Origin of the sequence: Mesorhizobium sp. 131-3-5 (assembly GCF_016756575.1) — a bacterium.
In the GTDB taxonomy this organism is placed as follows: domain Bacteria; phylum Pseudomonadota; class Alphaproteobacteria; order Rhizobiales; family Rhizobiaceae; genus Mesorhizobium; species Mesorhizobium jarvisii.
Genome location: NZ_AP023254.1, coordinates 1,477,118 through 1,501,753 on the forward strand (window position 1 = coordinate 1,477,118; position 24,636 = coordinate 1,501,753).

Genomic DNA, 24,636 nt, shown 5'->3' on the forward strand with positions numbered 1-24,636 from the left:
AAAGTCCAGGCGTCGTCCTCCGCTGAATTCGATGCGGCTGCTGCGCGAGAAAATCGCGGAGAATCCGGGTGTTAGCCCCGGTTTCCGAAATGCCATTTCAGCGTGACTTCGCAAAGCGCACGGGCTGCAGAACAGGTCGCCTTGCCGGTGGCAAAAACGTTCGCCGCGCTCTGGCCCATCGCTGTGCGGCAGGCGCCTGGGTTGGGACTGCCTGGCGGGAGCCGACCTGGGATTACCTTGCTCGCTAAGTGTGAGGCGGAATGACCGATTTTGCCCGGTTTTGCCCGAAACTGCTGTTTCAATTCCGTTACATTGCCAGAGCTACGCCAATTTTGTGCTGTTACAAAGTGCGATTAAGTTCGTTTCATCATCAAAAAGAAACGCAGCGAAGGGGAAGGCAATGCATGCGAAAATCGAGATCGTCACCAGCGAACACCGCCTCCAGGCTCCAGAGCGCGTTGATCGCCGCCCGAAACTGGCGCTACGCCAATGCGCCAGCGACCACCCCATGGCCATGTTCATGGGGCTGGCTGCTTGCGCCGTCATCGGCATGGCGCTCACGCCGACGGTCGGGCCGGCCTTCGCCTCGCTGAATCCGCCGGCCAATGTGGTCGACGGGGCGCCGACGACAATCAAGACCGCTCGGCTGCCGATGCCGACGCTCGACTTCGCCTGCAAGGGGCAGGCATGGGGTGCCGAGAGCGTCGATTGCCTGCGCGCCATCGCCGAACAGTCCGGGACGCACAAGGCCCGCGCGATCCGCATGATCGCCAATGCCGCGCCGCTGACCAACACGCCAAACATTTTCTGATTTCCGTCGAAGCGTGATCCCGGAACCGTTCCCTTTCGGGATCCTGCTCTGACCTCCCCGAGCGCTCCTCCAGCGCTCCATTCAGCTCCCGCCGCACAGTCGGCCGGGAGCTTCTTTTTTAGCCTTTCAACGCGGCCTGCTCGGCGATGGATGAAAGCACGCTGCGCACGTCCAGCGTGCTGAACGGCTTTTCCAGGATCTGCGGCCGCTGCTGCGCCGGCAAGGCTTCGATTTCCGCCTTGGCGCCGATCAGATCGCCGGTGACCAGCACGAAACGCCGTGCCAGTTCGGGCCGCTCGGCAAGCAGTTCGCGGTAGATGGCCATGCCAGATGTGCCGGGCATGCGCAGGTCCGAAAAGACGATGTCGGGCGGCATGTGGCCGCTCAAGGTGGCGGCACCCGATTCCCAGACCGGCGCGATGCGCGACTTGATGCCCATCAATTCGAGAATGTCGGACAAGGAGCCCGCGACATCAGGCTCGTCGTCGATGATCAAGGCATGACGCAGGCCGCTTGAGCGTGGCTGGCTCTCGCCGGCCGCGGCGATGCCCGCCGAAATGGCCGGCAACTGGACAACGAAACGCGCGCCTCGAGGCTGCACTTCCTCGAACCAGACACTGCCATTGTGCCGCTCGATGATCGATTTCGAGATCGACAGGCCGATGCCGGTGCCAACACCGACCGGCTTGGTGGTGAAGTAGGATTCGAAGATGCGGTTGCGGATCGCTTCGGGAATGCCGGGCCCGTTGTCCTCGACCGAGAAGCAGGGATTGTCGCGATCGCTGCGGAAGGTGCGGACCTTGATCAGCCGGTCGCCGGCAATGCCGGCCAGTGCGTGCTGGCTGTTGATGAGGAAATTGGCCGCCACTTGCGTCACGTGGTCGGCGTCCGCCATGGCCAGCAGCGGACCCGGCGCGAAATCGGTGTCGATGATGATGCCGCTCGAGCGTGCGCCATAGGCGGTCACCTCGAGAGCGGCGCGGATCACCTGGTTGAGATCGGTCTCGGCCTGGGCCGCGGGATGCAGCCGGACCATCGACAGGAAGCTCTTGACGATGCGGCCGCAGCGCTCGGCGGCGGCACGCACCTTCTCGGCACGAACCTTGGTCTGCGGGTCGGAGGCGAATTCGTGCAACAGCGTCGATTGCGCGACCACCACCGCCAGGGGATTGTTGAGCTCGTGCGAAACACCGGCAAGCAGCGAGCCCATCGCCGCCATCTTCTCGTTCTGGTGCAGCTTCTCGCGCTGCCGGTTGATCTCTTCCTCGGCACGCAGCCTGTCGCGCAGGTCGCGGATCGAGCCGAAGATCAGGCGGCGGTCGGCGACGCGCATCTCGGTCGCCGTCAGCTCGATAGGAAACACCTCGCCGGCGGCATTCTGCGTCACGGTCTCGAGCCGCTGGCCGACCATCGGCGCGCCGCGGCCCGACATGTAGTCGGCACCCGAGGAATAGCCCTTGCGGTAGTATTCCGGCACGACGGTGTCGAGCAGGTCCTTGCCGAGGATGTCGCTGCGCTGGAAGCCGAACATCTTTTCGGCGGCAGGATTGAATTCGATGATCGAGCCCGCCTCGTCGATGACGATGATGGCGTCGAGCGAAGCCTGCAGCATGGTGCGGCGGATCACTTCGCTGGCATGGGCGTCGGAGGGCGAGTGCTCGATGGCGTCGCCGATGGCGAGCGCGATGATGTGCAGCGTCGCCTCCTCCTCGTCGGTCCACTCGCGCTCGTCGACGCAGTCATTGACGGCGAGCGTGCCCCATAGATGGCCATGGGCGAAGACCGACACCGACAGGAACGACTTGATGTTCTGCTTTTCGAAATCGGTTCTCAGGAACCCTTCGAGATTGCGCGTGTGCCCGGCAAAGATCTTGCCCTGCCGTTCGTCCTCGGCGACGCGCTCCAGCAGGGGGTCCGAATTGACGATCGACTGCATGATCACGGTCGGCGAGGCCAGTTCTCCGCCAAAGTCGGGGTCGATCCAGTAGGCGGCAACCGACTGGGCAAAACCCTGGCCCGGCAGTTCGCGCAAGCGGAACAGGATGCCGCGCTGGCATTCGATGGCCCGGCAAAGGGTTTCCAGTATGCCGTCCATCTCGCGCTGCCAGTCGCCGGCCTCGCGCAGCCGGCGAACGACGCGCACGGCCGCCATCGCAGCGCCCTGCCTGAAACCCTGCATATCCCTGCTTGTTGCTTCGCCCGTCATTTTCAGCCGTTGTTCTAAAGTATGCCTATCCGATCGGCCCAATTCGATCGGCGAGCAACGGCTGTGAACCTGAGACCCTGTGGGCCTGGCGCTCAGTTGCTGTCGCCGGTCGGCAGCGAGAAGATATAGCCTTCGCCGCGCACCGTGCGCAGAAATTTCGGGTTGGCCGGATCCGCCTCGATCTTCTTGCGCAGGCGCATGATGCGAATGTCGACGGCGCGCGATGATTCCGGATCCTCGGTGAAGCCGATTGCCTCCGAGATCGCGGCGCGGGTCAGCAGCCGGTTGGCGCGGGTCAGGAAAACCTCCAGCACATCGAATTCGCTCTTGGCCATGTCGATCACTGTGCCATTGGCGCCGGTGACCAGCCTGCCGTCAAGATCGGCCTGGAACGGGCCGAAGGCGACGGAACGGCGGTCCGTCCTGGTCTTCCTGTCGAGCAGTTCCGTCGGCTGCGGAACGCGGCGCAGCACGCTGCGCACCCTCGCCAGCACTTCGCGCAGTTCGTATGGCTTGACGATATAGTCGTCGGCGCCGAGCTCCAGCCCGACGATGCGGTCGAGCGCCGTGCCGGCGGCGGTGGCGTAGATGATGCCGATCGGCATTCTCGAGCGCAGCCAGCGGCCGAGCGACAGCCCGTCCTCGCCGGGCATGGCGATGTCGAGAATGGCCAGATGAAAGGCTTGGGTCTCGATCAGGCTGCGCGCGGCGGCTGCGGTTTCAGCGGTCGCCACATCATAGCCGGCGGCGCCGAGATACTCGGCAACCGCGTCCCTCAGGTCGGGCTCGTCCTCGACGATCACTATTCTTGCCCGCACGATGCTCTCGCTCCCACTTTCAGTGGAAAGTAGATTGGGTATAAACATCATGTCCAGCACTCATATCCGGTTGCAAGGGAACGGTTGAAAAACATGGCTGCACGAGCGGTTATTGCGCTTGTTTCCGTCGCCGACGTGGTCGCGACCGAACTTGCCGACCATCTCGACCGGCGTGGCCATGATGTGCGGCAGGCGCGACAGCCCTGGGAGGCGGAATCGCTGCTGGCGGGCGGAGGCATCGATGTCGTTGTCGTCGGTGACAGTCTCAGCCAGGCGGAAGGGCGGGATCTGCTCAGGCGTTATGGCGGCCAAGGCGAGGGTGGCCGGGACGGACCCGATTTCATCCTGATCTGCCGGCCGTCCGATCTCGTCGACAAGGTGCTGGCGCTCGAACTGGGTGCGGCCGACGTCGTCGAAAGCCCGCTCAATGTCAGGGAGCTTGCCGCCAGGGTCGGCGGCCTGCTGTCGCGTCGTGGCAGGGGCACGCAGGAACTGATCGTGCTGGAGAACGCGACCGTCGATCTGAGATCGGCCATCGTCATGCACCGGTCCGGTACGGAGGAACAGCTTTCGCCCGGCCAGGTGGCGCTGCTCAGGCTGTTCCTGGCGAGCCCCCGCAAGGTGCTGACGCGTGACGACATCATCGCCGCGGCACCGGCCGAGAATGCCGACGCCTTCGATCGTTCGATCGATTCGCGCATCGTGCGGCTGCGCCGCAAGCTCGACACAGAGACCATCACCACCATACGTGGCGCGGGCTACCGGTTCGATCCGCCGCAGCAATTCACCGACTGAGGGCAGCGTACGCGGGCTATCTTTCTGGCTGAGCATCGGATTTTCCTCCTGCCGATGCTCCTGCGGTTCAGCGCACCACCAGCAGCGACGGACCCGATGGCATGTCGCTGCTCACGACGAGTCCGTTTGCGTGGGCCCGCTCCTTGAGGAGCACGGTGGCCAGGGCGGCAAAGCCAAGCAGGCCCTGCGCATAGAGCAGTGCGGAAAGCACAGAGGCGGCGAATTTCGTCTTCATCGTTCCAACTCCCCAGAAATGCCAATTCTTCAAAAATGAGTATGTCGCGGGTCGCTTCAGGAAACTCCCGAAGTGCCCGCGCCGCTCACGGAGCCCCCCGCTGCGGCGCGGGCCTTCGGTCCTCGCGGCAGCAAGTTGCCGGAGGGGCCGCGCAATGCCAGCAACCGAAGGCCAACCCGCCAGAGGGCCTTGAGTCGGGTGATGCGCAGGCTGGAAACAATCCAGACCGAGGCGGAAAACAGGGCGACGTGCAGGGTAGAAATCTCGCTCGAACTCATCGCCGCCAGCCTTGCCTCGGAGCCGCCGGCAACCGTGCCGACACCGCCTATGACTGCTGCTGCGATGCTGATCCTGAAGAGCCAGGATCGCGTGTTCGTTTTCGTTCCCATGGTCGTTGCCGTCTGCTTTCGTTACGTCAACCTTGCGGTCAGCCCGTATCCGGATCATGCCGCCCGAAGCCGCGCTTTGTTGCCGATTGGTTTCGAGATTGCCCATCGATCTTTCATATAGAGGCAATTCGAACTTTCGTTTTGCGGGGAATACCTATGTGCTCCACATCGCCGCCGTCGTCGGGATGCGATCGTCGTCGCTATGGCCGCTTGGCCTGTTAACCAGAGGAAACAGATTCGAAACACAAACGAGCATTTCGCGAAATCCCGCCGAAACATGCCGCAACGATAACCCGCTCATCGAATTGGAGCCGGCCTGACCGGCAGAGAGAGGGGACATCATGCACACCACCATTTCCGCCAAGCTCATCAACATCACCGCCGCCGCGCTCACGGGTGCAGCACTTCTGTTCGGCGCCAACGCAGCCCATGCCGCCAACAAGATCGTAGCGCGGGTCTCGCTTTCGCAGCAGATCATGGAGGTCTCGGTCGATGGCCGGCCGACTTTCGCCTGGAAGGTTTCCACCGGTGACCGGGCGCATGTGACGCCGACCGGCTCGTTCAAGCCGACGCGCATGCATGAGATGTGGTACTCGAAGAAGTACGACAACGCGCCGATGCCGCATTCGGTGTTCTTCAGCGGCGGCTACGCGGTGCATGCCACCTATGCCATCAAGCGCCTCGGCCAGCCGGCCTCGCATGGCTGCGTGCGGCTGCACCCGGACAATGCGGCCGATTTCTATCAGCTGGTCGAGATTTTCGGGCCGGCCAACACCAGCATCGTCATCGTCAAGTAGCAGGCTGTGGGCAGGCCGGCGGACTGCCGCGCCTGTTCAGGACTCCTGTCGGACCATTCCGGCGGTATTGAGCGCAGCCAAAAAAAGAGGCCGGATTTTTCCGGCCTCTTTTTTGTTCTTCGGCTTCTATCAGTCCGGCAATGCCGGCATCAGCCTCGGATCCGGCTTTTCAGCAAGATGCGGCAGGTCCTTGCTGGCGATGAAGGTGTAGAACATCGGCACGACGAAGAGCGTGAACATGGTGCCGACCAGGATGCCGGTGAAGATGACCAGGCCCATCGAATAGCGGGCAGCAGCACCGGCGCCGCTCGACGTGATCAGCGGTACGACGCCTAGCGCCATAGCCGCCGTCGTCATCAGGATCGGCCGCAGGCGCACCTTGGCCGAGGCGATGATGGCGTCGCGCCGCCGCAGGCCATGCGCCTCGCGCTGCTGGTTGGCGAATTCGACCAGCAGGATGCCGTGCTTGGTGATCAGGCCGATCAGCGTAATCAGACCCACCTGCGTGTAGATGTTGAGCGTGCCGAGACCGAGATTGAGCGGCACGATCGCGCCGAAGATCGACAGCGGCACCGCCATCATGATGATGAGCGGATCGCGGAAGCTTTCAAACTGCGCCGCCAGCACCAGGTAGATGACGATGACGGCTGCTGCGAAAGCGATCAGGATGGTGTTGCCCTGTTCCTTCTCCTGCCGGGACTGGCCGGAATAGTCGATGAAGAAGGTGTCGGGCAGGCTCTCCCTGGCAATGTCCTCGAGGACCTTCAAACCGTCGCCCGTGGTGACGCCGGGCAGGGGCAGCGCCGAGATAGTCGACGAATTCAGCTGGTTGAACTGTTCGATCGCCGCCGGCGAGGCATTGTTCGAGATATTCACCACCGCCGACAGCGGCACCATCTCGCCCGTTGCGCTGCGCACGAAATATTCGCCGAGCTTTTCGGGGTTGTCGCGGAATTGCTGCGGCACCTGGGGGATGATGTCATAGCTGTTGGAGTCGCGGTCGAACTGCGCCACTTCGGCACCGCCGACCAGCAGCGTCAGCGTCCGGCCGATATCGGCGATCGGCAGGTTCAGCGCGGCGGCTCGGTCGCGGTCGATGGTGACCGTCACCTGCGGCGAATCGTAAGACATCGAGTTCTGCACGACGATGAAACGGCCGGAGGCCTGTGCCTTGTTCTTGATCTGCTCAGCGGCCTTGTAGACTTCCGCGGAATCGCCGGTCGAGCGCACGACCAGGGCGATCGGCAGGCCGCCACCGGAGCCCGGCAGCGTCGGCGGTGCGAAGACGAAGGCCTGCACGCCCGCCACCTTCGCGATACGAGCCGTGATGTCGGCCTGCAGTTCCTTCGAATTGCGCTTGCGCTCCGCCCAATCCTTGAAGGCAAAGCCGACAAAGGCGCTGTTTGTCGTGCCACCGAAGGCGACCGCCGAGAACTGCGCCCGCGTTTCGGGAATATCCCTCACCAGTCCGAGCATCTGGTTCACATAGGTTTCGGTGTAATCCGATGTCGCATAGGTCGGCGCGGTCACGAGCGAGAGCAGGAAGCCCTGATCCTCTTCGGGCGCCAGCTCGCTCGAGGTCTTGGTGAACATGAAGCCGGTCACGCCGACCAGCGCGAGCACGATGATCAGCGTCAAAGGACGATAGTTCAGCGAACCGGTGACGGCACGCTCATAGACGTGCTCGACCCGCGCGAAAATGCCGTCGACAATGCGCTGGAAACGGCCCGGCGTGCCGGCCTTCAAGAGACGCGCCGACATCATCGGGGTGATGGTGACGGCGATGACGCCCGACAGCACCACCGAGCCGGCGAGCGTCACCGCGAACTCGCGGAACAGCGCGCCGGTCAGGCCGCCGGTGAAGGCCAGCGGCGCGAACACGGCGGCCAGCGTCATGGTCATGGCGACGATGGCCGAGGCGATCTCGCGCATGCCGCTGAACGCCGCCTGCATCGGCGTCATGTGGTCTTCTTCCATGTGGCGGTGGATGTTCTCCACCACCACGATGGCATCGTCGACGACAAGACCGATCGCCAGCACCATGGCCAGCAGCGACAGAAGGTTGATCGAATAGCCGACCGCAAACAACAGGAAGCAGACGCCGATCAGCGACAACGGAATGGTGATGATCGGCATCATCACCGAACGGAACGAGCCGAGGAACAGAAGGATGACCACGACGACGATGGCAACAGCCTCGCCGATGGTCTTGAACACCTCCTCGATCGAGGCGCTGATCTGCCCGGTCGCGTCGTAGACGACCTCGATCGTCATGCCTTTCGGCAGCGTTTCCTGGATCTGCGGCACAAGCTTGGTGAGCGCTGCCGCAGTAGTCAGCGGGTTGGCTGCAGGGGTTGGGAAGATGGCGAGGAAGGTGCCGGGCTTGCCGTTGAACGAGACCCTGGTGTCGGTATTTTCAGCGCCGAGTTCGACGCGGGCCACGTCGCGCAGCCGCACCACATTGCCGTCGGTCGAGCGCAGGGGCAGTTCGGCGAAGGCTTCCGGCGTCTGCAGCGTCGAGCGCACGGCGATCGACGAAACGACATATTCGTTCTGGGTGTTGCCGGGCGCCGACAGGAAGTTGGAATTGTTGATCGCCGTCAGCACTTCCGCCGCCGTTACACCGCGTGCGGCAAGCCGGACAGGGTCGATCCAGACGCGCATCGAATATTGCTGGGCGCCGAAGATCTGGACGTCGGCGACACCTTCGACCGTCGACATGCGGGGCCGGATGACGCGCTCGATATACTCCGTCAGCTGCTCCTTCGTCATGTTCGGATTCTGCATCGAGATGTACATCATCGCGAACTGCTGGCCGGTGCCCTTGACGATGACAGGGTCCTTGGAAGCGTCCGGCAAGGTGCCGCGCACGCCCTGGACCTTGGACAGCACTTCGGTCAGCGCCACGTCGGGGTTGGAGCCGAGCTTCATCTGCACCGTCACGGTGCTGGAGGACGGACGGCTGGACGAAGTGACGTAGTCGATGTTTTCGGTCGAGGCGACGGCGCGCGCGATCGGGGCGGAAATGAAGCCCTGGATCAGGTCGGCGCTGGCGCCCGGATAGGCCGTCGTAATCGTGATCGCGGTTTCGTCCACCTTCGGATACTGGCGGATCGACAGGTTGAAGATGCCTTGGAAACCCAGGAGCAGGATCATGCAGGCAAGGACCGTCGACAGGACGGGCCGGCGAATGAAGAGATCGGAAAAGCTCATTGCTGGTCGGCCTGCTTGTTCGCCGATTTGGTCGGGTCGATGGTGTTGTCGACATTGACGGACATGCCGTTGAAGAGGCGGTTCTGACCTGCGGTGACGACCTCGTCGCCGGCCTTCAGCCCTTCGACGATCTCGACCATGCCCTGATTGCGGCGGCCGGGCTTGACGAAGACCTGAGACAGCACCAGCGCGGGCTTGTCGCCCTCCGCCGCCGGCTTGGCCGGGTCGGCAGCCGGTTTGGCGGCGTCGGGAGCGGCCTTGTCCGCCGGCTTTGCAGCATCGGCGGCAGGCTTCATGGCATCAGCAGCGGGCTTCATGGCATCGGCAGCTGGTTTCATCGCGTCCGCCGGCTTGGCATCCGCCGGCTTGTCGGTGGCCGCCGCGGCCGGCTTTTCTTCCGGCTTGGCGGGCTGCGCCGGCGCAGCGCCGGCGGGCTTGGCCGGCTGCACCACGAAGATGTAATCGCCATAGAGGCTGGTGGTCAGTGCCGTCTGCGGCAGCGACAGCACGTTCTGCTCCTCGGGCAGTTCGACACGCACCTGCACGAACTGGCCAGGGGTTAGCTTGCCGTCGGGATTGGCGACTTCCGCCCGGATGTTCACCAGCCGGCTGGACGGGTCGATCTTGGGGTCGATGCCGCGGATTTCGCCGGCAAACGGCATGTCCCCGCCGCTCAAGCCCAGCCGAACCGTCTGGCCGATCTTGAGCAGCGGGAGCTGCTGTTCGGGTACCGAGAAATCGACCCGCATCGTGTCGAGATCCTGCAGTGTCACCACGGCGGTGCCGGGCGCCATATACTGGCCGATATCGATCTTCGGAATACCGACCGTGCCGCCGAAAGGCGCCGTCAGCTGCTTCTGGTCGAGCACGGCCTGCAGCTTGGTGACCTGGGACGCCGAAGCCGAAGCCGCCGCACGTGCGGTGTCCAGCGTCGAGTCGGAGCCGACGCCACGCCTGGTCAGTTCGATGGCGCGGGTCAGCGATACCTGATCGAGGGCGGCCTGCGCCTTCTGCGCGTCGAGATCGGCGCGCTCGACGGCATCGTCGAGCTGCAGCAGCACCGCATTGGCCGCCACCTTCTGGTTGGCATGGAAAAGGATGTCCTTGACGATGCCGGTGGTCTCGACCGTTAGGTCGACGCCGCGCACGGCTCGCACCGTACCGATCGCCTCGACGCCCGGCGTCCAGCTCGACGGCTTGGCGATGGTCGTCGACACTGTCGCAGCCGGCGGCTTCATCGTGGCGAAATACTGCTTGATGCCGTTGTCGCGCAGGAAGTTGAAGCCGACGATGCCGCCGACCACAACGACCAGCACGGCCAGAACGAGAATGATGACGAAGAAACGGAGTATGCGCTTGAACAAGGAAGTCCCCTCAGTCGAAATCCGGCGCGAAGCGCGGACATCGGGACACATATCGACTGCGGGTCCCGATTTCAAATAGTGGCGGCTTTACTGTACCGTCTGGACGGTCTTGTCAATTGGGCCTAAGCTTGCGAAGGGAGGCGCCATGAGAGCCCGACGACCGAACTCGCGCGAGAAGATACTCGCGGCGGCGGCTGACGTTGCCCGGGAATTCGGGCCCGGCAGCCTGTCGCTGGATGCCGTCGCCAGCCGCGCTGGCGTGTCGAAGGGTGGGTTGCTCTACAATTTTCCGACCAAGGCCAAATTGATGCAGGGGCTGGTCGAAGGCTATCTGCGCGACTTCGAGCAGGCGCTGGAGACCGCCAACAGCAACGACGATGGCAAAAATCCGCTCGCCGTCTACATCAGGCTGTCGGCCGATGATTGCGAGGAAAAGCGCCCCTCGGCCTCGTGGATCTTTTCGGCGATCGCCGAGGATCCCGATTTCATGACGCCGATAAAGACATTCAAGCGGCAGCTTTTCGAACGGCTGAAGGGCGAAACATCAGACCTCAAATCGCTGCTGGTCTGTTACCTCGCCATCGAGGGGCTGCGCAGCATGAACCTTTTCGATTCCGACGTGCTGTCGAAGGACGAGCGGGAACTGCTGGTGGCGTCCTTGCTGGAAATCGCCGGTTCGCCCGATGCGGCGCAAGCCCCCGCGACGTAATCCTGAAAGCCTTCAGCCGGCAGGCACCGGTTTTTCCGGGTCAGACTCAAAAAGCCTTGCCGGTGTCAGGGTCGAAGAGCCGCAGCGCGTCCTCGCTGAAGGCGAAGCTTGCCGCCTGACCTTTCGCGACGCGGGACGCCGGCGGCAGGCAGGCCGTCAGCCGCTGTGTGCCGATCCGTGCGGTGGTGACCAGTTCGGGACCGGTCAATTCGACGACTTCAATTTCCACCGGCACTGACGGCGCGGCCGCATCCGCCGCGACCCGCAGTGCTTCGGGCCTGATGCCGGCCACAACCCGCGCTCCGTCCTGCACCGCGTCGCGGAAACGGGCGGGCAAGGGCAGGCTCGCCTTGGCGCCATCGATGGCCAGCGTGGTCCCTTGAACCGTCGCCTGCAGCATGTTCATCGACGGTGCGCCGACAAAGCCGGCGACATAGAGCGTTGCCGGCTCGTTGTAGATCTCCTCGGGCGTGCCGAGCTGCTCGATCCTGCCGTCGCGCATCACCGCGATGCGGCTCGCCAGCGTCATTGCCTCGATCTGGTCGTGAGTGACGTAGACGACGGTGGTCTGCAGCATCTGATGCAGGCGCTTCAGCTCGGTGCGCATTTCCAGGCGCAGCTTGGCGTCGAGATTGGACAAGGGTTCGTCGAACAGGAACACCTGCGGCTTGCGCACCAGTGCCCTGCCGATGGCGACGCGCTGGCGCTGGCCGCCGGAAAGCTGGCTCGGCTTGCGGTCGAGCAGGGCTTCGATCTGCAGCAGTCTTGCCGCCTCGGCCACCGCCTTTTCGCGCTCGTCGGCGGCGACGCCGCGCATTTCCAGCCCGAAGCCGATATTACGGCGCACGGTCAGGTTCGGATAGAGCGCGTAGGACTGGAAGACCATGGCGATGTCGCGGTTCTTGGGGTGAACGCCAAGGATCGAGCGGCCGCCGATCAGCACGTCGCCGCTCGTCGCTTCGGCGAGGCCGGCGATGATGTTGAGAAGCGTCGACTTTCCGCAACCCGACGAGCCGAGCAGCACCAGGAATTCGCCGCTCTGCAGAGCGATGTCGATGCCTTTCAGCGTTTCGACGCTGCCGTAATTCTTGCGGACGTTGCGGATTTCAAGCGCGCTCATGCGTGGCTTTCCTTGGATGCATCGGTTCGCCGTAGTTACGGGGCAAGGTTGATATGGCGCGCGACGCCACCTGCGTCGCGGCTGCAAGCGAGGCGGTCAGTGTCTGGTCCTGCGCCAGTGCGGCCAGGAAGGCCGCATTGAAAACATCGCCGGCGCCGATGGTGTCGATGACCTTGACGTCAGGCGCGGTCGCCGTGACCAGCGCTCCGCCCGGGCCGATGGCGATCGCCCCTTCGGGGCCGCGCTTGACGACGGCGGTCGCGCCCTTCTTCATGCTGGACTGGATTTGCCGCGCGGCCTCGACCGGATCGGGCAGGCCGGCCAGGGTCACGGTCTCCACCTCGTTGAACAGAGCAAGGTCGCAGCGCGCGAGCCATGTGCGCGCCGCCTTGCAGTTCGCTGGGGTCCAGCCCTCCATCGGCCAACCGGTGTCCAGCGCCACCGCTATGTCGTGCCCGTTCGCCCAGTCGAAGAACGCTTCGTAGTCGCGGGTGAGGTCATCGGTGAGGAAGGAGCCGCACAGCAACGCATAGCCGCCGGCGAGGCGCTTGCCGTCGAGCACCGAAAATACGTCGGCAAGGCTGAAGCGGGGCAGGTGGCCGCGCGTGGTGAAAAACGTCCTTTCGCCGTCGGGATGGGTCATGCCGACCGAAAGCGTCGTGCTCTCCGGGCGCACCGGCCATTTGTCGGCGCGGCTGCCGAACGCCTCGCGCAACCAGCGGCCGAACTGATCGTCGCCGACATTGGCGGCGATCTCGAAATCAATGCCCAACGCCTGCCAGGCGAGCCCGGTGTTGCCGGCCTGTCCGCCAACGCGCAGATCGTCGTGATCGACGACGGTTTCGGTGCCTGCCTTCGGCCATGGCGCGACCGGGCCGACAATCAGGTCGACATTGACATTGCCGATCACCGCGAGCGGACGCATCACTCGCTCCTGGTGATCTTGGTCGAGCGCACGGGCGTACCGGCATTGTCGACGCGACTGTCGGCGAAGGCGATCATCAGGCGCTGTGCCACCGGCAGCATGGCGAAGATCGCGGCGAGACCCGAAGCCGGCTTGAACGAGAGCGTGACGGCGCCCGCGACCGGCGATTGCCCGGAAGCGTCGAAGACGATCAGCGGCGCGCCGGCCTCGACCACGGAAAGGGCCATCGCCGTCACCAGTTCCGCTGTCGGATCGTTGCCGCGAAACAGGATGATTCCGATTTTTGGGCCGAGCATCTCCATCGGTCCGTGCCGCAACTGGCCGCCTTCGAGCGAGAAGCAGGGCAGCCGCGACAGTTCGGTGAGGCCGAGCGCCAGCGCCTCGGCGACGCCCTGCAGGCGGCGGCCGGAGGTGACGATGGTCGTTACCTCCTCCAGCGCTGCGAGCGCTTGCGTGATGTCGTTGTCCTGTTTCTGGTCCAGCGCGCCAAGAGCGGCACTCGGGTCCTCGCCCAACGCAGCCAGGATGGCCAGATGCAAGGCGAAGGTCACGGTCAGGCTGCGGGTCGCGGCGAAGGCCAGTTCGGTGCCGCCGGCGCCGACCAGGCAAGGCGCGGCGCGGGCGAGAAAGGAGCCGCCTTCGAGCGTCAGGCCGAAAACATCGGCAACGCTTCCGGCTTCCGCAAACCATCTGACGACCTCCGCGCTCTCGCCAGACTGCGAGGTGACGAGCACCGTCTTGCCGTCCAGCGGCACCGGCTGGCCGAGCTGTTCCGAGAGCGCCAGCGCCAGCGCATCGATGCCATGCGCGCGATAGAGCGGCTCGACGGCGCGGCTGACGGCATGCGACCCGCCCATGCCGAGCAGCAGCAGCCGGCCGGTCTTCCTGATCGAGGCGGCGACGTTTGCCGCCATGGCAGTGTTGTGTTCGAACGAAGCACGCGCGTCCGCATGCTGGCGCGCCATTTCGCGGTCGATGGCGACCAGTCCGGCCGGCCGAATTCTTGTTGCAGTCATCGTCATCCTTTCACACCGCCGCTGGTCAGGCCCGAGATCAGCGCCCGCTGCATGACGAGGCCAATCAGCACCGGCGGCAAAGCGGCCAGCACGCCGGCGGTGGCGATCAGCCCGTAGTCGGAAACACGGCCGCCGGCCAAATCGGCGATGGCGACGGTCAAGGTCTTGGCGCGCTGGTCGGAGGTGAACAGCAGCGCATAGAAGAATTCGTCCCAGGCGAGCAGCACGGCAAACAGCGCCGATGTCGCCATGACTGGCGCCGCCAGCGGCAGCGTGATGATGCGCAAGGTCTGGAACAGGCCGGCGCCGTCGATCATCGCCGCCGCCTCGATCTCGCGCGGAATCGAGTCAAAACCGGATTTCATCAGCCAGGTGGTGAAGGGCGCCAATATGGTCAAATAGACCAGCGCCAGGCCGAAGACATTGTTGAGCAGGCCGAGATGCGACAGGCCCATATAGAGCGGCACGGCGAGCGCCACCGGCGGCAGCATGTAGGTGGCAATGACCATCGACAGCGACCAGCCGATCGCCGGCGTGCGCGAGACCGCCCAGCCGGCGGGGATAGCCAGGGCGAGTGCGGCCAGCGTCGCCATGCCGGCGATCTCCAGGCTGTTGCGCAGCGACGAGGTGAAGGCGGCGCCGGCGCTGTTTTCGGCGGTCGACAGCAATGTCTGGTAGCGCGAGAAGTCGGCGGCCAGCGGCCACCAGCGCAGCGGCTTGGCGGCGAGATCGGCGGCAGGCGAAATGCTCATGATGAACAGCCAGGCGATCGGCGCCAGGATGATGGCGGCGAGCAGCAGCGCGCAGGCATGGATGAAGATGGTGAAGGCGGCGCTTCTGCGTTCCATCAGGCGGCACTCCCGGCGGTCTTCCTGACCAGCGCCGCATAGGCGACGGCGAGCACGGTGACGAGCAAGGTGACGATCAGCGCCAGCGACGCGCCGGAGCCGGCGCGCTGGAAGGAGAAAGCCTCCTGGTAGACAAGGATCGACAGCGTGCGCGTGCTGTTTGCCGGGCCGCCGCGGGTCATCACCCAGATGATGTCGAAGACCTTGAAGGCCTCGATGGTGCGCAGCACCAGCGCCACCATCAGCGGGCCGGCGAGATAGGGCAGGATGACGAAGCGGAAGCGGTTGAACGGTCCCGCGCCATCGACAAGCGAGGCGGCGGTGATGTCGCGCGGCACCGCCTGCAAGGCGGCGAGCGCGATCAACGCCACCAGCGGAAAGTTCTTCCAGCAGTCGGCGACGATGAGCGCCACCAGCGCCGTTCCCGGCTCACCCAGCCAGGAGCGGTAGGCGTCGATGAGATTGAGTTGCGTCAGGGCGGCGTTCAGCGCGCCATATTCGGGATTGTAGATCAGCCGCCACAGCGTGGCGTTGACCACGGTCGGCAATGCCCAGGGCAGGATCATCAAGGCGCGCAGGATGGCGCGACCGTGGAACTGCTGATTGAGGAGCAACGCGGCGAGAACGCCGATCACCATTTCGGCGGCAACGGAAATGACGGCGAACAGCGTCGTGGTGACCAGCGTGCGCGAAAAATTCGAGCTCGACAGCATGTTGGTGTAATTGTCGAAGCCGACGTAATTGCCGCCGGTGCCGACCAGCTTGGCGTCGGTGAAGGAAAGACCGACCGTATCGACCAGCGGCCAGCCGATGACGGCGACCATGACCACGAGCAGCGGCAGCATCAGCAACCAGGCACGGGTCGTCATCCAGGTGCTCGACATCGGAGCAACCTCTCCCTAGCGATCTTGGTTTCAGACATAGCACGGGCGGCACTCGCGCATGACCCCGGAAGTCGGAACCGACTTCCGGAAAGGATCATGCGCAAGATCAGAAGCGCTACAGCGTCCTTTGCGCGTCCAAGGGACGCGCGGCGCTGTAGTGCCGCCCGCAACTGGAGAAAAGTGCTTAGAGGCCGCTGTTCTTGGCGGCCGTGGTCAAGGCATCCTCAGGCGAGGACTGGCCGAGCAGCGATTCCTGGATCGCCTGCTGCAGCGCGGTCGACAGTTCCTGGTATTTCGGCGTGGTCGGACGCGGATACATGGCGGCAAGACCCTGCTTGGCGGCGGCGATCAGCTCTTCCTGGCCCTTGGTGACGGCCGGGTCGTCATAGGACGAGGCCCAGATCGGCAGCGACAGCTTGGCATACTGGTTCTGCGTCGCCTGCGAGGTCATGTATTCGATGTATTTCCAGGCTTCGTCCGGATGCTTCGAGACCGCGGTGACGCCGAGGCCCATCGAACCGTTGACGGCCGACACCTCGCTGATGCCGGTGACGCCCGGTGCCGGCACGACGCCGACCTTGCCCGCCACTTTCGAGTCCTTCGGATCGTTGGCCATGTTGTACATGTAGGTCCAGTTCAGCGCGAAGGCGGCATCGCCGTTTTCAAAGACCTTGCGCACGTCTTCTTCCAGGAATTCCTTGGAATTCGGGTTGGTGAGGCCGGACTTGTAGCTGTCGACCATGTATTTCAGCGCCGAGAGGCCGCCGCCATTTTGGAAGTCCGGCTTGCCGTCCTTGAGGAAGTCGCCGCCATAGGCGCTGACCAGCGTGGTGTAGTCGCAAATCGCGGCCTCGGCCTGCGACCAGCTCCAGGCGATCGGCGTCTTCAGCAGGCCCTTGTCCTGGATGATCTTGGCCTGTGCGCCAAGCTCTTCCCAGGTCTTCGGCGGTGTCTTGATGCCGGCCTTCTCCAGGATGTCCTTGTTGTAGAACAGATATTTGGTGTCGAGGATCCACGGCATGCCGTAGTATTTGCCGTCGTACTGGACCGTGGTCCAGGCGCCGGGCAGCACACCCTTCTTCATGTCGTCGGTGATCTTCGACGAGACGTCGACCAGCACCTTGTTGGTGGCGTATTCGGCCGGCCAGATGACGTCGAACAGCACGACGTCGTAGCCGCCGCCCGACCCCTGGGCCAGCACGGTCTTGTCGTGCAGGCCTTCATAGGGAACGAATTCGAGATTGACCTTGACGTCCGGATTGGCCTTGGTGAAGGCGTCCGTCATGGCGCGCACATCGGCCTCGCTGTAGGCGGCCTGCGCCATGAACAGCGCATTGAGCGTCGTTTCGGCGAAAGCGTGAGGGACGAGCAGTCCTCCGGCGAAGACCGCGCCGACCAGTGTTTTGGTGATTGTCTTAAGCATCTTCTTCTCCCATTTCCGGCGTTGACGGGTCGGCGATGCGGGCGTTTCGCTTCGCCTTCCCGGGTCCATGTCGCGTGACCTGATGCTTACCCGGCCGACCAGTGGCGACAGGCGGAAGGCCTTGGCCATCTTGTTTTGGGACATTCGGTTTGCATTAAGTCAACTCGCTTGACTTAATTAGTCGATCAATATTCTAATGGAGTCAAGAGGGGAAAAGCCGGTGGATGACATCAGCCCGATCCGCGCCAAAAGCGGCACCAACCAGGAAGGCACCAGCGCACACAACCGCCGGGTCATGATCGAGGCGCTACGCCTCAATGGCGCCCTGTCGCGGGCCGACCTGGCGCGGGCGACTCAGCTCACCAAGCAGGCGGTCTCCAACATCATCGAGGATCTCGAAAGCGACGGCCTGGTCGTCGCGCTGGACGCGGTGCGCAAGGGCAGGGGGCAACCGTCTACCCCTTACAGGCTGGTGCCCGAAGGCGCCTTCGCCATCGGCCTGCATATCGACCGCCATCTGACGCGCGCGGTGGCCGTCGACCTGATGGGCAGCGTGCTGGCGCGGGCCGAGGCGAACCTGCCTTTCGATGAGCCGTCGAAGGGCGTCGAGATCATCCTGAAGCTGATTGCAGGTGTGCGCCGTGACCTGGCCGGCATTTCCGCGCAGTCGGAAAAACGGCTGGTCGGTCTCGGCGTTGCCATGCCCGGTCCTTTCGGACTGAAGGATTCGGACGACAAATGGATGATGCCGGCCTGGCAGAAGTTTCCGCTGCTGGAGACGCTGGCCAAAGGCACGGGGCTGAATGTCGGCCTGCAGAACGATGCCGCCGCCTGCGCCACTGCCGAACGTATCGTCGGCGCGGCGCACGGCGTCGACCACGCGGTCTGTCTCTATGTCGGCTACGGCATCGGCGCCGGGCTGATCCTCAATGGCGAACTCTATAGCGGCGGCCATGGCAATGCCGGCGAAATCGGCATGGCCCTGCTGGCGCCGGCCGGCCCAGGCTCGACGCCGCTCGAGCACCGCGCCTCGCTGGCCTCGCTCTACCAGCATCTCGACCTCAATCCGGCGGACAGCGATATCTACGAACAGATGAACGCCCTGGTGCTGGCCGAGGATACGAAGATGATGGCCTGGATCGACGGGGCCGCGCATGATCTGCGCTGGAGCGTGCATCTCATCGAGACGATCTTCGATCCGCAGACCGTGATCCTGACCAGCGGTGCGCCGGAAGCGCTGGCGCGCCGGCTCGTCGAGGCGATGCACCCGCTGCTGCCGTCGATCGCCGATCGGCCCGCAAGGAACCTGCCGCGCCTGCAGCTCGGCACCACCGACCCCTGGTCGATCGCGCTCGGTGCGGCCGCGGCGCCGATCAGCCGCGCCTTCGATCCGCTGTTCTCGGCGATCCTGAAGACGCGTTCCGCTCCGGCATAGGAGCTCCCAAGGCCGAAGCGTCTCGGCGTCACACAGGGTTCATCGTGCGGACATAGCGTCTTTCCCAGTTCTTTGCTGCAATGCAATAGGAGTGGGACATGGTGGACATAGTTTCTAGTGAGGCGGGCATTCCGAGACCGGATCATCCGCTGCACAGTTCGGGCGGCGCGACGTGGTTTCTGCCGGCCTTCGGCGTGCTGGTGCTGGTCGGCGTGGTCTATGTCGGCTACGCGCTGAGCCAGGACCTGGCGGTGGCCAAGACCGTGCCGTGGATCCTGCTCGGCATCGCCTTGCTGATCGCGCTCGGCTTCGAATTCGTCAACGGCTTCCACGATACGGCCAATGCGGTGGCGACCGTCATCTACACGCGCTCCCTGCCGGCCGAATTCGCCGTCATGTGGTCGGGCGTCTTCAATTTCCTCGGCGTTCTCACCTCCAGCGGCGCGGTCGCCTTCGGCATCCTGTCTCTGCTGCCGGTCGAGCTGATCCTGCAGGTCGGCTCCTCCTCCGGCTTTGCCATGGTGTTCGCGCTGCTCGTCGCCGCCATCCTGTGGAACCTCGGCACCTGGTTCCTCGGCCTGCCGGCTTCGAGCTCGCACACGATGGTCGGCTCGATCATCGGCGTCGGCCTCGCCAACCAGTTCATGGCGCCGTCCGGCAGCGCCACCAGCGGCGTCGACTGGTCACAGGCGACAAATGTCGGCGTGACCTTGCTGGTGTCGCCGATCATCGGCTTCTTCGCCGCCGCGATCCTGCTCTATGCGATGAAGCTTCTGGTGCGTAATCCGGCGCTCTACGAGGCGCCGAAGGGCAACACGCCGCCGCCCTGGTGGATCCGCAGCCTGCTGATCTTCACCTGCACCGGCGTCAGCTTCGCGCATGGCTCCAATGACGGACAGAAGGGCATGGGCCTGATCATGCTGATCCTGATCGGCGTGGTGCCAACGGCCTATGCGCTGAACCGCACGCCCGACATCAACTATCTCGAAGCCTACAAGTCGGCTTCGGCCAATGTTGAAACGGCGCTTGGCAAATATGCGAAGCCTGGTGTCACCGTCACGGATGCCAAGGATGCCAAGGCGGCCGTCCAGGATGCCGTGCGCACCCGCAGCTGGAGCGACAAGACTACGGTCGCCTTGCAGACCTACATCCATAACACGACGGCTGGACTGCAGCCCTATGCGTCGGTCGACAACGTGCCGACCGATCTGGTCAGCAACGCCCGCAACGACATCTATCTGATCGGCGAGGCGCTCAAGCTGATCGACAAGAAGCAACTGCTGCCGATGCAGGGCGCCGATCTCAAGGCGGTGACCGACTACCACAAGGCCGTCGACAATGCGACGAAGTTCATCCCGCTCTGGGTGAAGATCGCGGTGGCGCTGGCGCTGGGTCTCGGCACCATGGTCGGCTGGAAACGCATCGTCGTCACTGTCGGCGAGAAGATCGGCAAGAGCCACCTGACCTATGGCCAGGGTGCGGCGGCCGAACTCGTCGCCATGGTGACCATCGGCATGGCCGACCGGCTCGGCCTGCCGGTTTCGACCACCCATGTGCTGTCGTCGGGCGTCGCCGGAACGATGGCCGCCAATGGCTCGGGCCTGCAATGGTCGACGGTGCGCAACCTGCTGCTGGCCTGGGTGTTGACCCTGCCGTGCTCGATCGCGCTTGCCTTCGTGCTTTTCATCGTCTTCCGCCAGGTGTTCTGAGCGGAGCGCAGTGCACTACGCAAAAACGGCGCCGCTTGCGGCGCCGTTTTCGTTTGGGGTCTCAGAGGATAGAGGAAAAGTCCCGGCCTCTACGCTGGCCTGTCGATTTCAGGTCGGGTCTTCGCGATGCAGATCGTGGATGGTGACGCCGTCGGCATTGGCCGGCATGGTCAGCCATTTGCGATGGCGCAAGGTGCGCTGCGTGTCTTCCAGGCCGGTCTCCCAATGCTCGCGCATCGAGGTGCCGGAGAACTCGTAGTCCTTGGCGTGACCTTCATAGCCCTTGTGCTGGTAGATCAGGTGCACGATGTTGACCAGGCCGGCATCCGAATAGTCCGCGATCAGCGCTTCTTCCGCCGGTGTCAGCTGCTCCTTGGGTACGCGCTTGAGCGCATCGAGCAGGCGCATCTTCAGGCCATGGATGCGCTTGAAATTGTCGGTGTTCTGGCGCGTGCGGCTGGAATACATGATGTCCTTGTGGCGCGACAGCACGTCCGGCATGCTGCGCGGCAGCACACCGCGCGCGCTGAACAGGTCGACCTGGAACACCAGCGACGAACGGTCCTCTTCCTGGTCGAGCAGATATTGCAGCGGCGTGTTGGAGACGATGCCGCCGTCCCAATAGTATTCGCCTTCGATGCGGACCGACGGAAAGGCCGGCGGCAGCGCGCCGCTGGCCATGATGTGCTCGGGTCCGATGCGCACTTTTTCCGTGTCGAAATATACGAAGTTGCCGGTGCGGACATTGACCGCGCCGACGCTCAGCCGCTTCTTGCCGTCGTTCAGCACGTCGAAGTCGATCAGGCTCTCCAGCGTGTCTTTCAGCTCGGCGGTGTCGTAGAAGCTGGTGGCGCCCTCCGCACCCTGCGGCTCGAACCATGGGTTGGGGTTGCGCGGCTTGAAGAAGCCGGGCTGGCCCATGGTCATCGTCATCCAGGACGAGGTACGGTTGCGAATGTCGCGGTAGATGTCGCCTTCCGGCGTGTAGCTCCAGATCTTGCGGCCCGAGATCGTTTGCCAGAACTGTTCGAGCCGCTGCAGGCGGCGGCTGGGTTCATTGCCGGCGATGATCGCGGCATTGATGGCGCCGATCGACACGCCGGACAGCCAGCTCGGCTCGCAGCCGGCATCGGCCAACGCCTGGTAGACGCCGGCCTGGTATGCGCCGAGCGCGCCGCCGCCCTGGAACACCAAAGCGATGCGGTCATATTGCGCCGAAATCTCCGCGATTGTGGCGGCGGCTTCCTTGTTTCGGTGGCGTTCAAGCACGAATCTTCTCCGGCTGGGTTGTGCTGGTTGCGAGCCGGCTGTGATCACTGAGATAGTCGTGGACGACCTCGCCCAACCCAAGCGTCAAATCGGCCTTGAAGTGGACTGCGGAGACGATGTCGAGCACCGGCAGCTTCGCCACGTCGGCCATGACGTGGGGCCGCAGGTCCAGTGCCGCCGGCGCCGTCCAGGCCTCCTTCAGCATGATGTCGGTGAGATAATAGCGCACCAGCTCGCAGATACGCGGCGTGCCGTCGACATGCGGGATGATCTTGATCAGGAAATTGGGCGCGGCGAGCGATGCGAGCACGGAATCGTGATCGGCTTCCCGGTGTTTGTAGCCCATCGTGCCGATGGCGCACAGGACGCTGCCATAATGCAGCGTGCCGACGATCACCTCGCCTTCGCGGACGATCTTGGGATTGGCCAGTTTCTTCGGAAAGCCCCACAGCTCGCGGCCGCCGGCAATCGGCGCGTCGTCGTCGAGATACATCGAGTGGACGTAACCGCCATGCTGGCCCTTGTACTTCACCGGAATGACCTGGCCGGTCTCGGTGTAGTCGCCGAATCCGGTGGAGTCAGGCATGCGGATGAATTCATACTTGACCAGCGGTTCGTCGATTTCCAGGGGCGCCGGCACCACGGCCTCCAGCGCCTCGCGTGTCGTGCGATAGGTGATGATGATGTATTCGCGGTCGAAGAAACGGTAGGGACCGGGCGGGAAGGACGGGTTGGTCAGCGGCATCGCATAGGCGCGCTTCACGACATCGGCGATTTCCAAGCTGCACCCCCAAGGTTCTGTCGGATGAATTTCGTTCAGGAATGACCGCGCGAATGCGCAGCCGATTATGTTGCACGGCACCATGACAGTGCCGTGTCAGGCAAGCGACCGTGGTTTCGCAGCGGACGGGGTCGTGCCGGCGCTGCCGTCTGGCTGTAATCGCACCGACATATGGCTCTGTCATTGTCATGTTGCGACGCACAATTATATGCTCTCATTCCCTCCCTCCTCTCGCGAGATCACCATGGGTTCCCTGTCTTCGAAGAATTCCCTCGTCACCGGCTCGACCAGCGGTATCGGCCTGGCCATTGCCCGCGCCTTCGCCGCCGAGGGCGCCAACGTCACCATCAATGGTCTTGGCGACCCTGCGGCCATCGAGCAGGGGCGCTTGGGCATCGAGAGGGATTTCGGCGTCAAATGCCGCTACTCCGACGCCAACATGATGGATGGGGCGGCGGTGAGCGCCATGGTGCATGATGCCGAGGCGGCGTTCGGCAGCCTCGATATCCTGGTCAACAATGCCGGCATCCAGCACGTCGCGCCGATCGAGGAGTTTCCCGACGACAAATGGGAAGCCATCATCCGCATCAATCTTCTGGCGGCCTTCTATGCCATCAAGGCTGCGGTGCCGGGCATGAAGGCGCGCAAATGGGGCCGCATCATCAACACGGCTTCGGCGCACGCGCTGGTCGCCTCGCCGTTCAAGTCGGCCTATGTGTCGGCCAAGCATGGCATTGCAGGGCTGACCAAGACGGTGGCGCTGGAAGTCGCGCAGGACGGCATCACGGTCAACGCCATCGCGCCCGGCTATGTCTGGACGCCGCTGGTCGAGAAGCAGATCCCCGACACGATGAAGGCGCGCGGCATGACCGAGGAACAGGTCAAGCATGACGTGCTGCTCGCCGCACAGCCGACGAAGGAATTCGTCACCGTGGAGGAACTTGCGGCGTTGACACTGTTCCTGTGCTCGGATGCGGCCAGGCAGATCACCGGCACGACCCTGCCGATGGACGGCGGCTGGACGGCGCAGTAGAGGGGCAATCGAGGCATTGCGTTTTCTGGTTGGCGCCACGCGGCGCCGGCGGGAAGGGTACGGTCAGGTCCATGAAAATCATCCAGCTCTCCGATCCGCATCTGATGACGCCGGGTGGCCTGCTCTACGGCTCCGATCCGCTGGCAAGGCTGGACGCCTGCCTTGCCGACATCGGCCAGAACCACGCCGATGCCGAAATGGTGGTGATCTCGGGCGACCTGACCAATGATGGCGAGCGCGCCGCCTATGCGGCGTTGCGCGACAGGCTGGCGCGATTTTCGCAGCCCTGCCGGCTCATGCTCGGCAACCATGACGACCGGGCGCTTTTCCTCGAAATGTTCCCCGATGCCGCCGCCGAGCAGGGGTTCGTGCAGAGCGTGTTCGATGGCACAGAGGGCCGGCTGATCCTGCTCGACACGCTGGACAGCGGCCATGTCGAGGGCAGGCTGTGCGCCGCGCGGCTCGAATGGCTTGATGAACGGCTGCAAGAGGCGGGCAACCGGCCGGTCTTCCTGTTCATGCATCACCCGCCGTTCCGGATCCATATGCCTGGCCTCGATGAGGTCAGGCTTGCCGACGCCGATGCCTTCCATGACGTGCTGTCGCGCCACGGCAATGTCCGCCACATTTTCGCCGGCCACGTCCATCGGCCGATCGCCGGCAGCTGGCGCGGCATTCCCGTCAGCACGCTGCGCAGCACCAACCACCAGACCGCGCTCGATTTTTCGCAGAGCTGGAGCCTGGGCCACGAGCCGCCCGCCTATGCGGTGATCTTCATCGATGCGGAGGGGGTGATCGCGCATTTCCACGATTTTCCCGTCGCCGGATAATGTGCCGCCAACAGAGGGGGACAAGG

The 24,636-nt window shown here is 64.0% G+C and carries 22 protein-coding genes; 9 read left to right on the forward strand and 13 right to left on the reverse strand.

Annotated elements, in window-relative coordinates:
• Nucleotides 1-400 precede the first annotated feature (400 nt).
• Nucleotides 401-811 (forward strand): hypothetical protein, encoded by a 411-nt coding sequence (locus JG747_RS07270; RefSeq protein ID WP_019861559.1) that lies wholly within the window; start codon nucleotides 401-403, stop codon nucleotides 809-811.
• A gap of 118 nt (nucleotides 812-929) precedes the next feature.
• On the opposite strand, the gene JG747_RS07275 is transcribed toward JG747_RS07270, so the two are convergent.
• Both JG747_RS07275 and JG747_RS07280 read right to left on the reverse strand, forming a co-directional pair.
• A complete protein-coding gene (locus JG747_RS07275) occupies nucleotides 930-3,017 on the reverse strand; it encodes an ATP-binding protein (RefSeq protein WP_020629058.1) in 2,088 nt (695 codons plus the stop codon).
• 92 nt (nucleotides 3,018-3,109) lie between these two features.
• The gene (locus JG747_RS07280) at nucleotides 3,110-3,883 is read right to left on the reverse strand and encodes a response regulator (RefSeq protein ID WP_171880411.1); all 774 of its coding nucleotides are present in this window, start codon (nucleotides 3,881-3,883) and stop codon (nucleotides 3,110-3,112) included.
• A gap of 45 nt (nucleotides 3,884-3,928) precedes the next feature.
• Between JG747_RS07280 and JG747_RS07285 the strand changes: the two genes are divergently transcribed.
• Nucleotides 3,929-4,630 carry a response regulator transcription factor gene (locus JG747_RS07285; protein WP_019861556.1) on the forward strand — a complete coding sequence of 234 codons (702 nt, stop codon included), beginning with the start codon at nucleotides 3,929-3,931 and terminating at the stop codon, nucleotides 4,628-4,630.
• A 67-nt stretch (nucleotides 4,631-4,697) separates the two neighbouring features.
• On the opposite strand, the gene JG747_RS07290 is transcribed toward JG747_RS07285, so the two are convergent.
• Nucleotides 4,698-4,865, reverse strand: a complete 168-nt coding sequence (locus JG747_RS07290; protein ID WP_019861555.1) for a hypothetical protein — start codon at nucleotides 4,863-4,865, stop codon at nucleotides 4,698-4,700.
• 201 nt (nucleotides 4,866-5,066) lie between these two features.
• Between JG747_RS07290 and JG747_RS07295 the strand changes: the two genes are divergently transcribed.
• Both JG747_RS07295 and JG747_RS07300 read left to right on the forward strand, forming a co-directional pair.
• Nucleotides 5,067-5,375 carry a hypothetical protein gene (locus tag JG747_RS07295; protein ID WP_027047464.1) on the forward strand — a complete coding sequence of 103 codons (309 nt, stop codon included), beginning with the start codon at nucleotides 5,067-5,069 and terminating at the stop codon, nucleotides 5,373-5,375.
• A 220-nt stretch (nucleotides 5,376-5,595) separates the two neighbouring features.
• Nucleotides 5,596-6,051, forward strand: a complete 456-nt coding sequence (locus tag JG747_RS07300) for a L,D-transpeptidase (protein WP_202361464.1) — start codon at nucleotides 5,596-5,598, stop codon at nucleotides 6,049-6,051.
• 129 nt (nucleotides 6,052-6,180) lie between these two features.
• Here the strand turns inward: JG747_RS07300 and JG747_RS07305 are convergent, their stop codons facing one another.
• Nucleotides 6,181-9,264, reverse strand: a complete 3,084-nt coding sequence (locus tag JG747_RS07305) for an efflux RND transporter permease subunit (protein ID WP_202361465.1) — start codon at nucleotides 9,262-9,264, stop codon at nucleotides 6,181-6,183.
• A complete protein-coding gene (locus tag JG747_RS07310) occupies nucleotides 9,261-10,628 on the reverse strand; it encodes an efflux RND transporter periplasmic adaptor subunit (protein ID WP_027047463.1) in 1,368 nt (455 codons plus the stop codon). Before JG747_RS07310 ends, JG747_RS07305 begins: the two co-directional genes overlap by 4 nt.
• Before the next feature lie 145 nt (nucleotides 10,629-10,773).
• Here JG747_RS07310 and JG747_RS07315 point away from each other — a divergent pair, with 145 nt between their 5' ends.
• Complete coding sequence (locus JG747_RS07315) at nucleotides 10,774-11,337, forward strand: TetR/AcrR family transcriptional regulator (RefSeq protein WP_019861550.1); 564 nt, start codon at nucleotides 10,774-10,776, stop codon at nucleotides 11,335-11,337.
• 46 nt (nucleotides 11,338-11,383) lie between these two features.
• Here the strand turns inward: JG747_RS07315 and JG747_RS07320 are convergent, their stop codons facing one another.
• From JG747_RS07320 to JG747_RS07345, 6 genes are all read right to left on the reverse strand, one after another.
• Nucleotides 11,384-12,457: an ABC transporter ATP-binding protein gene (locus JG747_RS07320; RefSeq protein ID WP_064981063.1), complete on the reverse strand. Its 1,074-nt coding sequence runs from the start codon at nucleotides 12,455-12,457 to the stop codon at nucleotides 11,384-11,386.
• Nucleotides 12,444-13,382: a PfkB family carbohydrate kinase gene (locus JG747_RS07325; RefSeq protein WP_202361466.1), complete on the reverse strand. Its 939-nt coding sequence runs from the start codon at nucleotides 13,380-13,382 to the stop codon at nucleotides 12,444-12,446. Before JG747_RS07325 ends, JG747_RS07320 begins: the two co-directional genes overlap by 14 nt.
• On the reverse strand, nucleotides 13,382-14,404 hold the full coding sequence (locus JG747_RS07330) for an SIS domain-containing protein (protein ID WP_202361467.1): 1,023 nt from the start codon (nucleotides 14,402-14,404) through the stop codon (nucleotides 13,382-13,384). The genes JG747_RS07325 and JG747_RS07330 overlap by 1 nt, the downstream gene beginning before the upstream one ends.
• On the reverse strand, nucleotides 14,401-15,246 hold the full coding sequence (locus tag JG747_RS07335) for a carbohydrate ABC transporter permease (RefSeq protein WP_202361468.1): 846 nt from the start codon (nucleotides 15,244-15,246) through the stop codon (nucleotides 14,401-14,403). Before JG747_RS07335 ends, JG747_RS07330 begins: the two co-directional genes overlap by 4 nt.
• Complete coding sequence (locus JG747_RS07340) at nucleotides 15,246-16,130, reverse strand: carbohydrate ABC transporter permease (protein WP_019861543.1); 885 nt, start codon at nucleotides 16,128-16,130, stop codon at nucleotides 15,246-15,248. Before JG747_RS07340 ends, JG747_RS07335 begins: the two co-directional genes overlap by 1 nt.
• 184 nt (nucleotides 16,131-16,314) lie before the next feature.
• Complete coding sequence (locus JG747_RS07345) at nucleotides 16,315-17,553, reverse strand: extracellular solute-binding protein (protein ID WP_027047462.1); 1,239 nt, start codon at nucleotides 17,551-17,553, stop codon at nucleotides 16,315-16,317.
• A gap of 220 nt (nucleotides 17,554-17,773) precedes the next feature.
• Between JG747_RS07345 and JG747_RS07350 the strand changes: the two genes are divergently transcribed.
• Both JG747_RS07350 and JG747_RS07355 read left to right on the forward strand, forming a co-directional pair.
• Nucleotides 17,774-18,988 carry an ROK family transcriptional regulator gene (locus tag JG747_RS07350; RefSeq protein WP_202361469.1) on the forward strand — a complete coding sequence of 405 codons (1,215 nt, stop codon included), beginning with the start codon at nucleotides 17,774-17,776 and terminating at the stop codon, nucleotides 18,986-18,988.
• Between the two features lie 98 nt (nucleotides 18,989-19,086).
• Nucleotides 19,087-20,697 carry an inorganic phosphate transporter gene (locus JG747_RS07355; protein WP_202361470.1) on the forward strand — a complete coding sequence of 537 codons (1,611 nt, stop codon included), beginning with the start codon at nucleotides 19,087-19,089 and terminating at the stop codon, nucleotides 20,695-20,697.
• Between the two features lie 108 nt (nucleotides 20,698-20,805).
• Here JG747_RS07355 and JG747_RS07360 read toward each other — a convergent pair whose 3' ends face one another.
• Both JG747_RS07360 and JG747_RS07365 read right to left on the reverse strand, forming a co-directional pair.
• Complete coding sequence (locus JG747_RS07360; protein WP_202361471.1) at nucleotides 20,806-21,966, reverse strand: patatin-like phospholipase family protein; 1,161 nt, start codon at nucleotides 21,964-21,966, stop codon at nucleotides 20,806-20,808.
• Complete coding sequence (locus JG747_RS07365) at nucleotides 21,959-22,747, reverse strand: acetoacetate decarboxylase (protein ID WP_202361472.1); 789 nt, start codon at nucleotides 22,745-22,747, stop codon at nucleotides 21,959-21,961. The genes JG747_RS07360 and JG747_RS07365 overlap by 8 nt, the downstream gene beginning before the upstream one ends.
• A 244-nt stretch (nucleotides 22,748-22,991) precedes the next feature.
• On the opposite strand from JG747_RS07365, the gene JG747_RS07370 reads away from it, so the two are divergent.
• A complete protein-coding gene (locus JG747_RS07370; protein WP_202361473.1) occupies nucleotides 22,992-23,780 on the forward strand; it encodes a 3-hydroxybutyrate dehydrogenase in 789 nt (262 codons plus the stop codon).
• 71 nt (nucleotides 23,781-23,851) lie between these two features.
• Nucleotides 23,852-24,610 (forward strand): phosphodiesterase, encoded by a 759-nt coding sequence (locus tag JG747_RS07375; RefSeq protein WP_202361474.1) that lies wholly within the window; start codon nucleotides 23,852-23,854, stop codon nucleotides 24,608-24,610.
• Nucleotides 24,611-24,636: the final 26 nt, after the last annotated feature.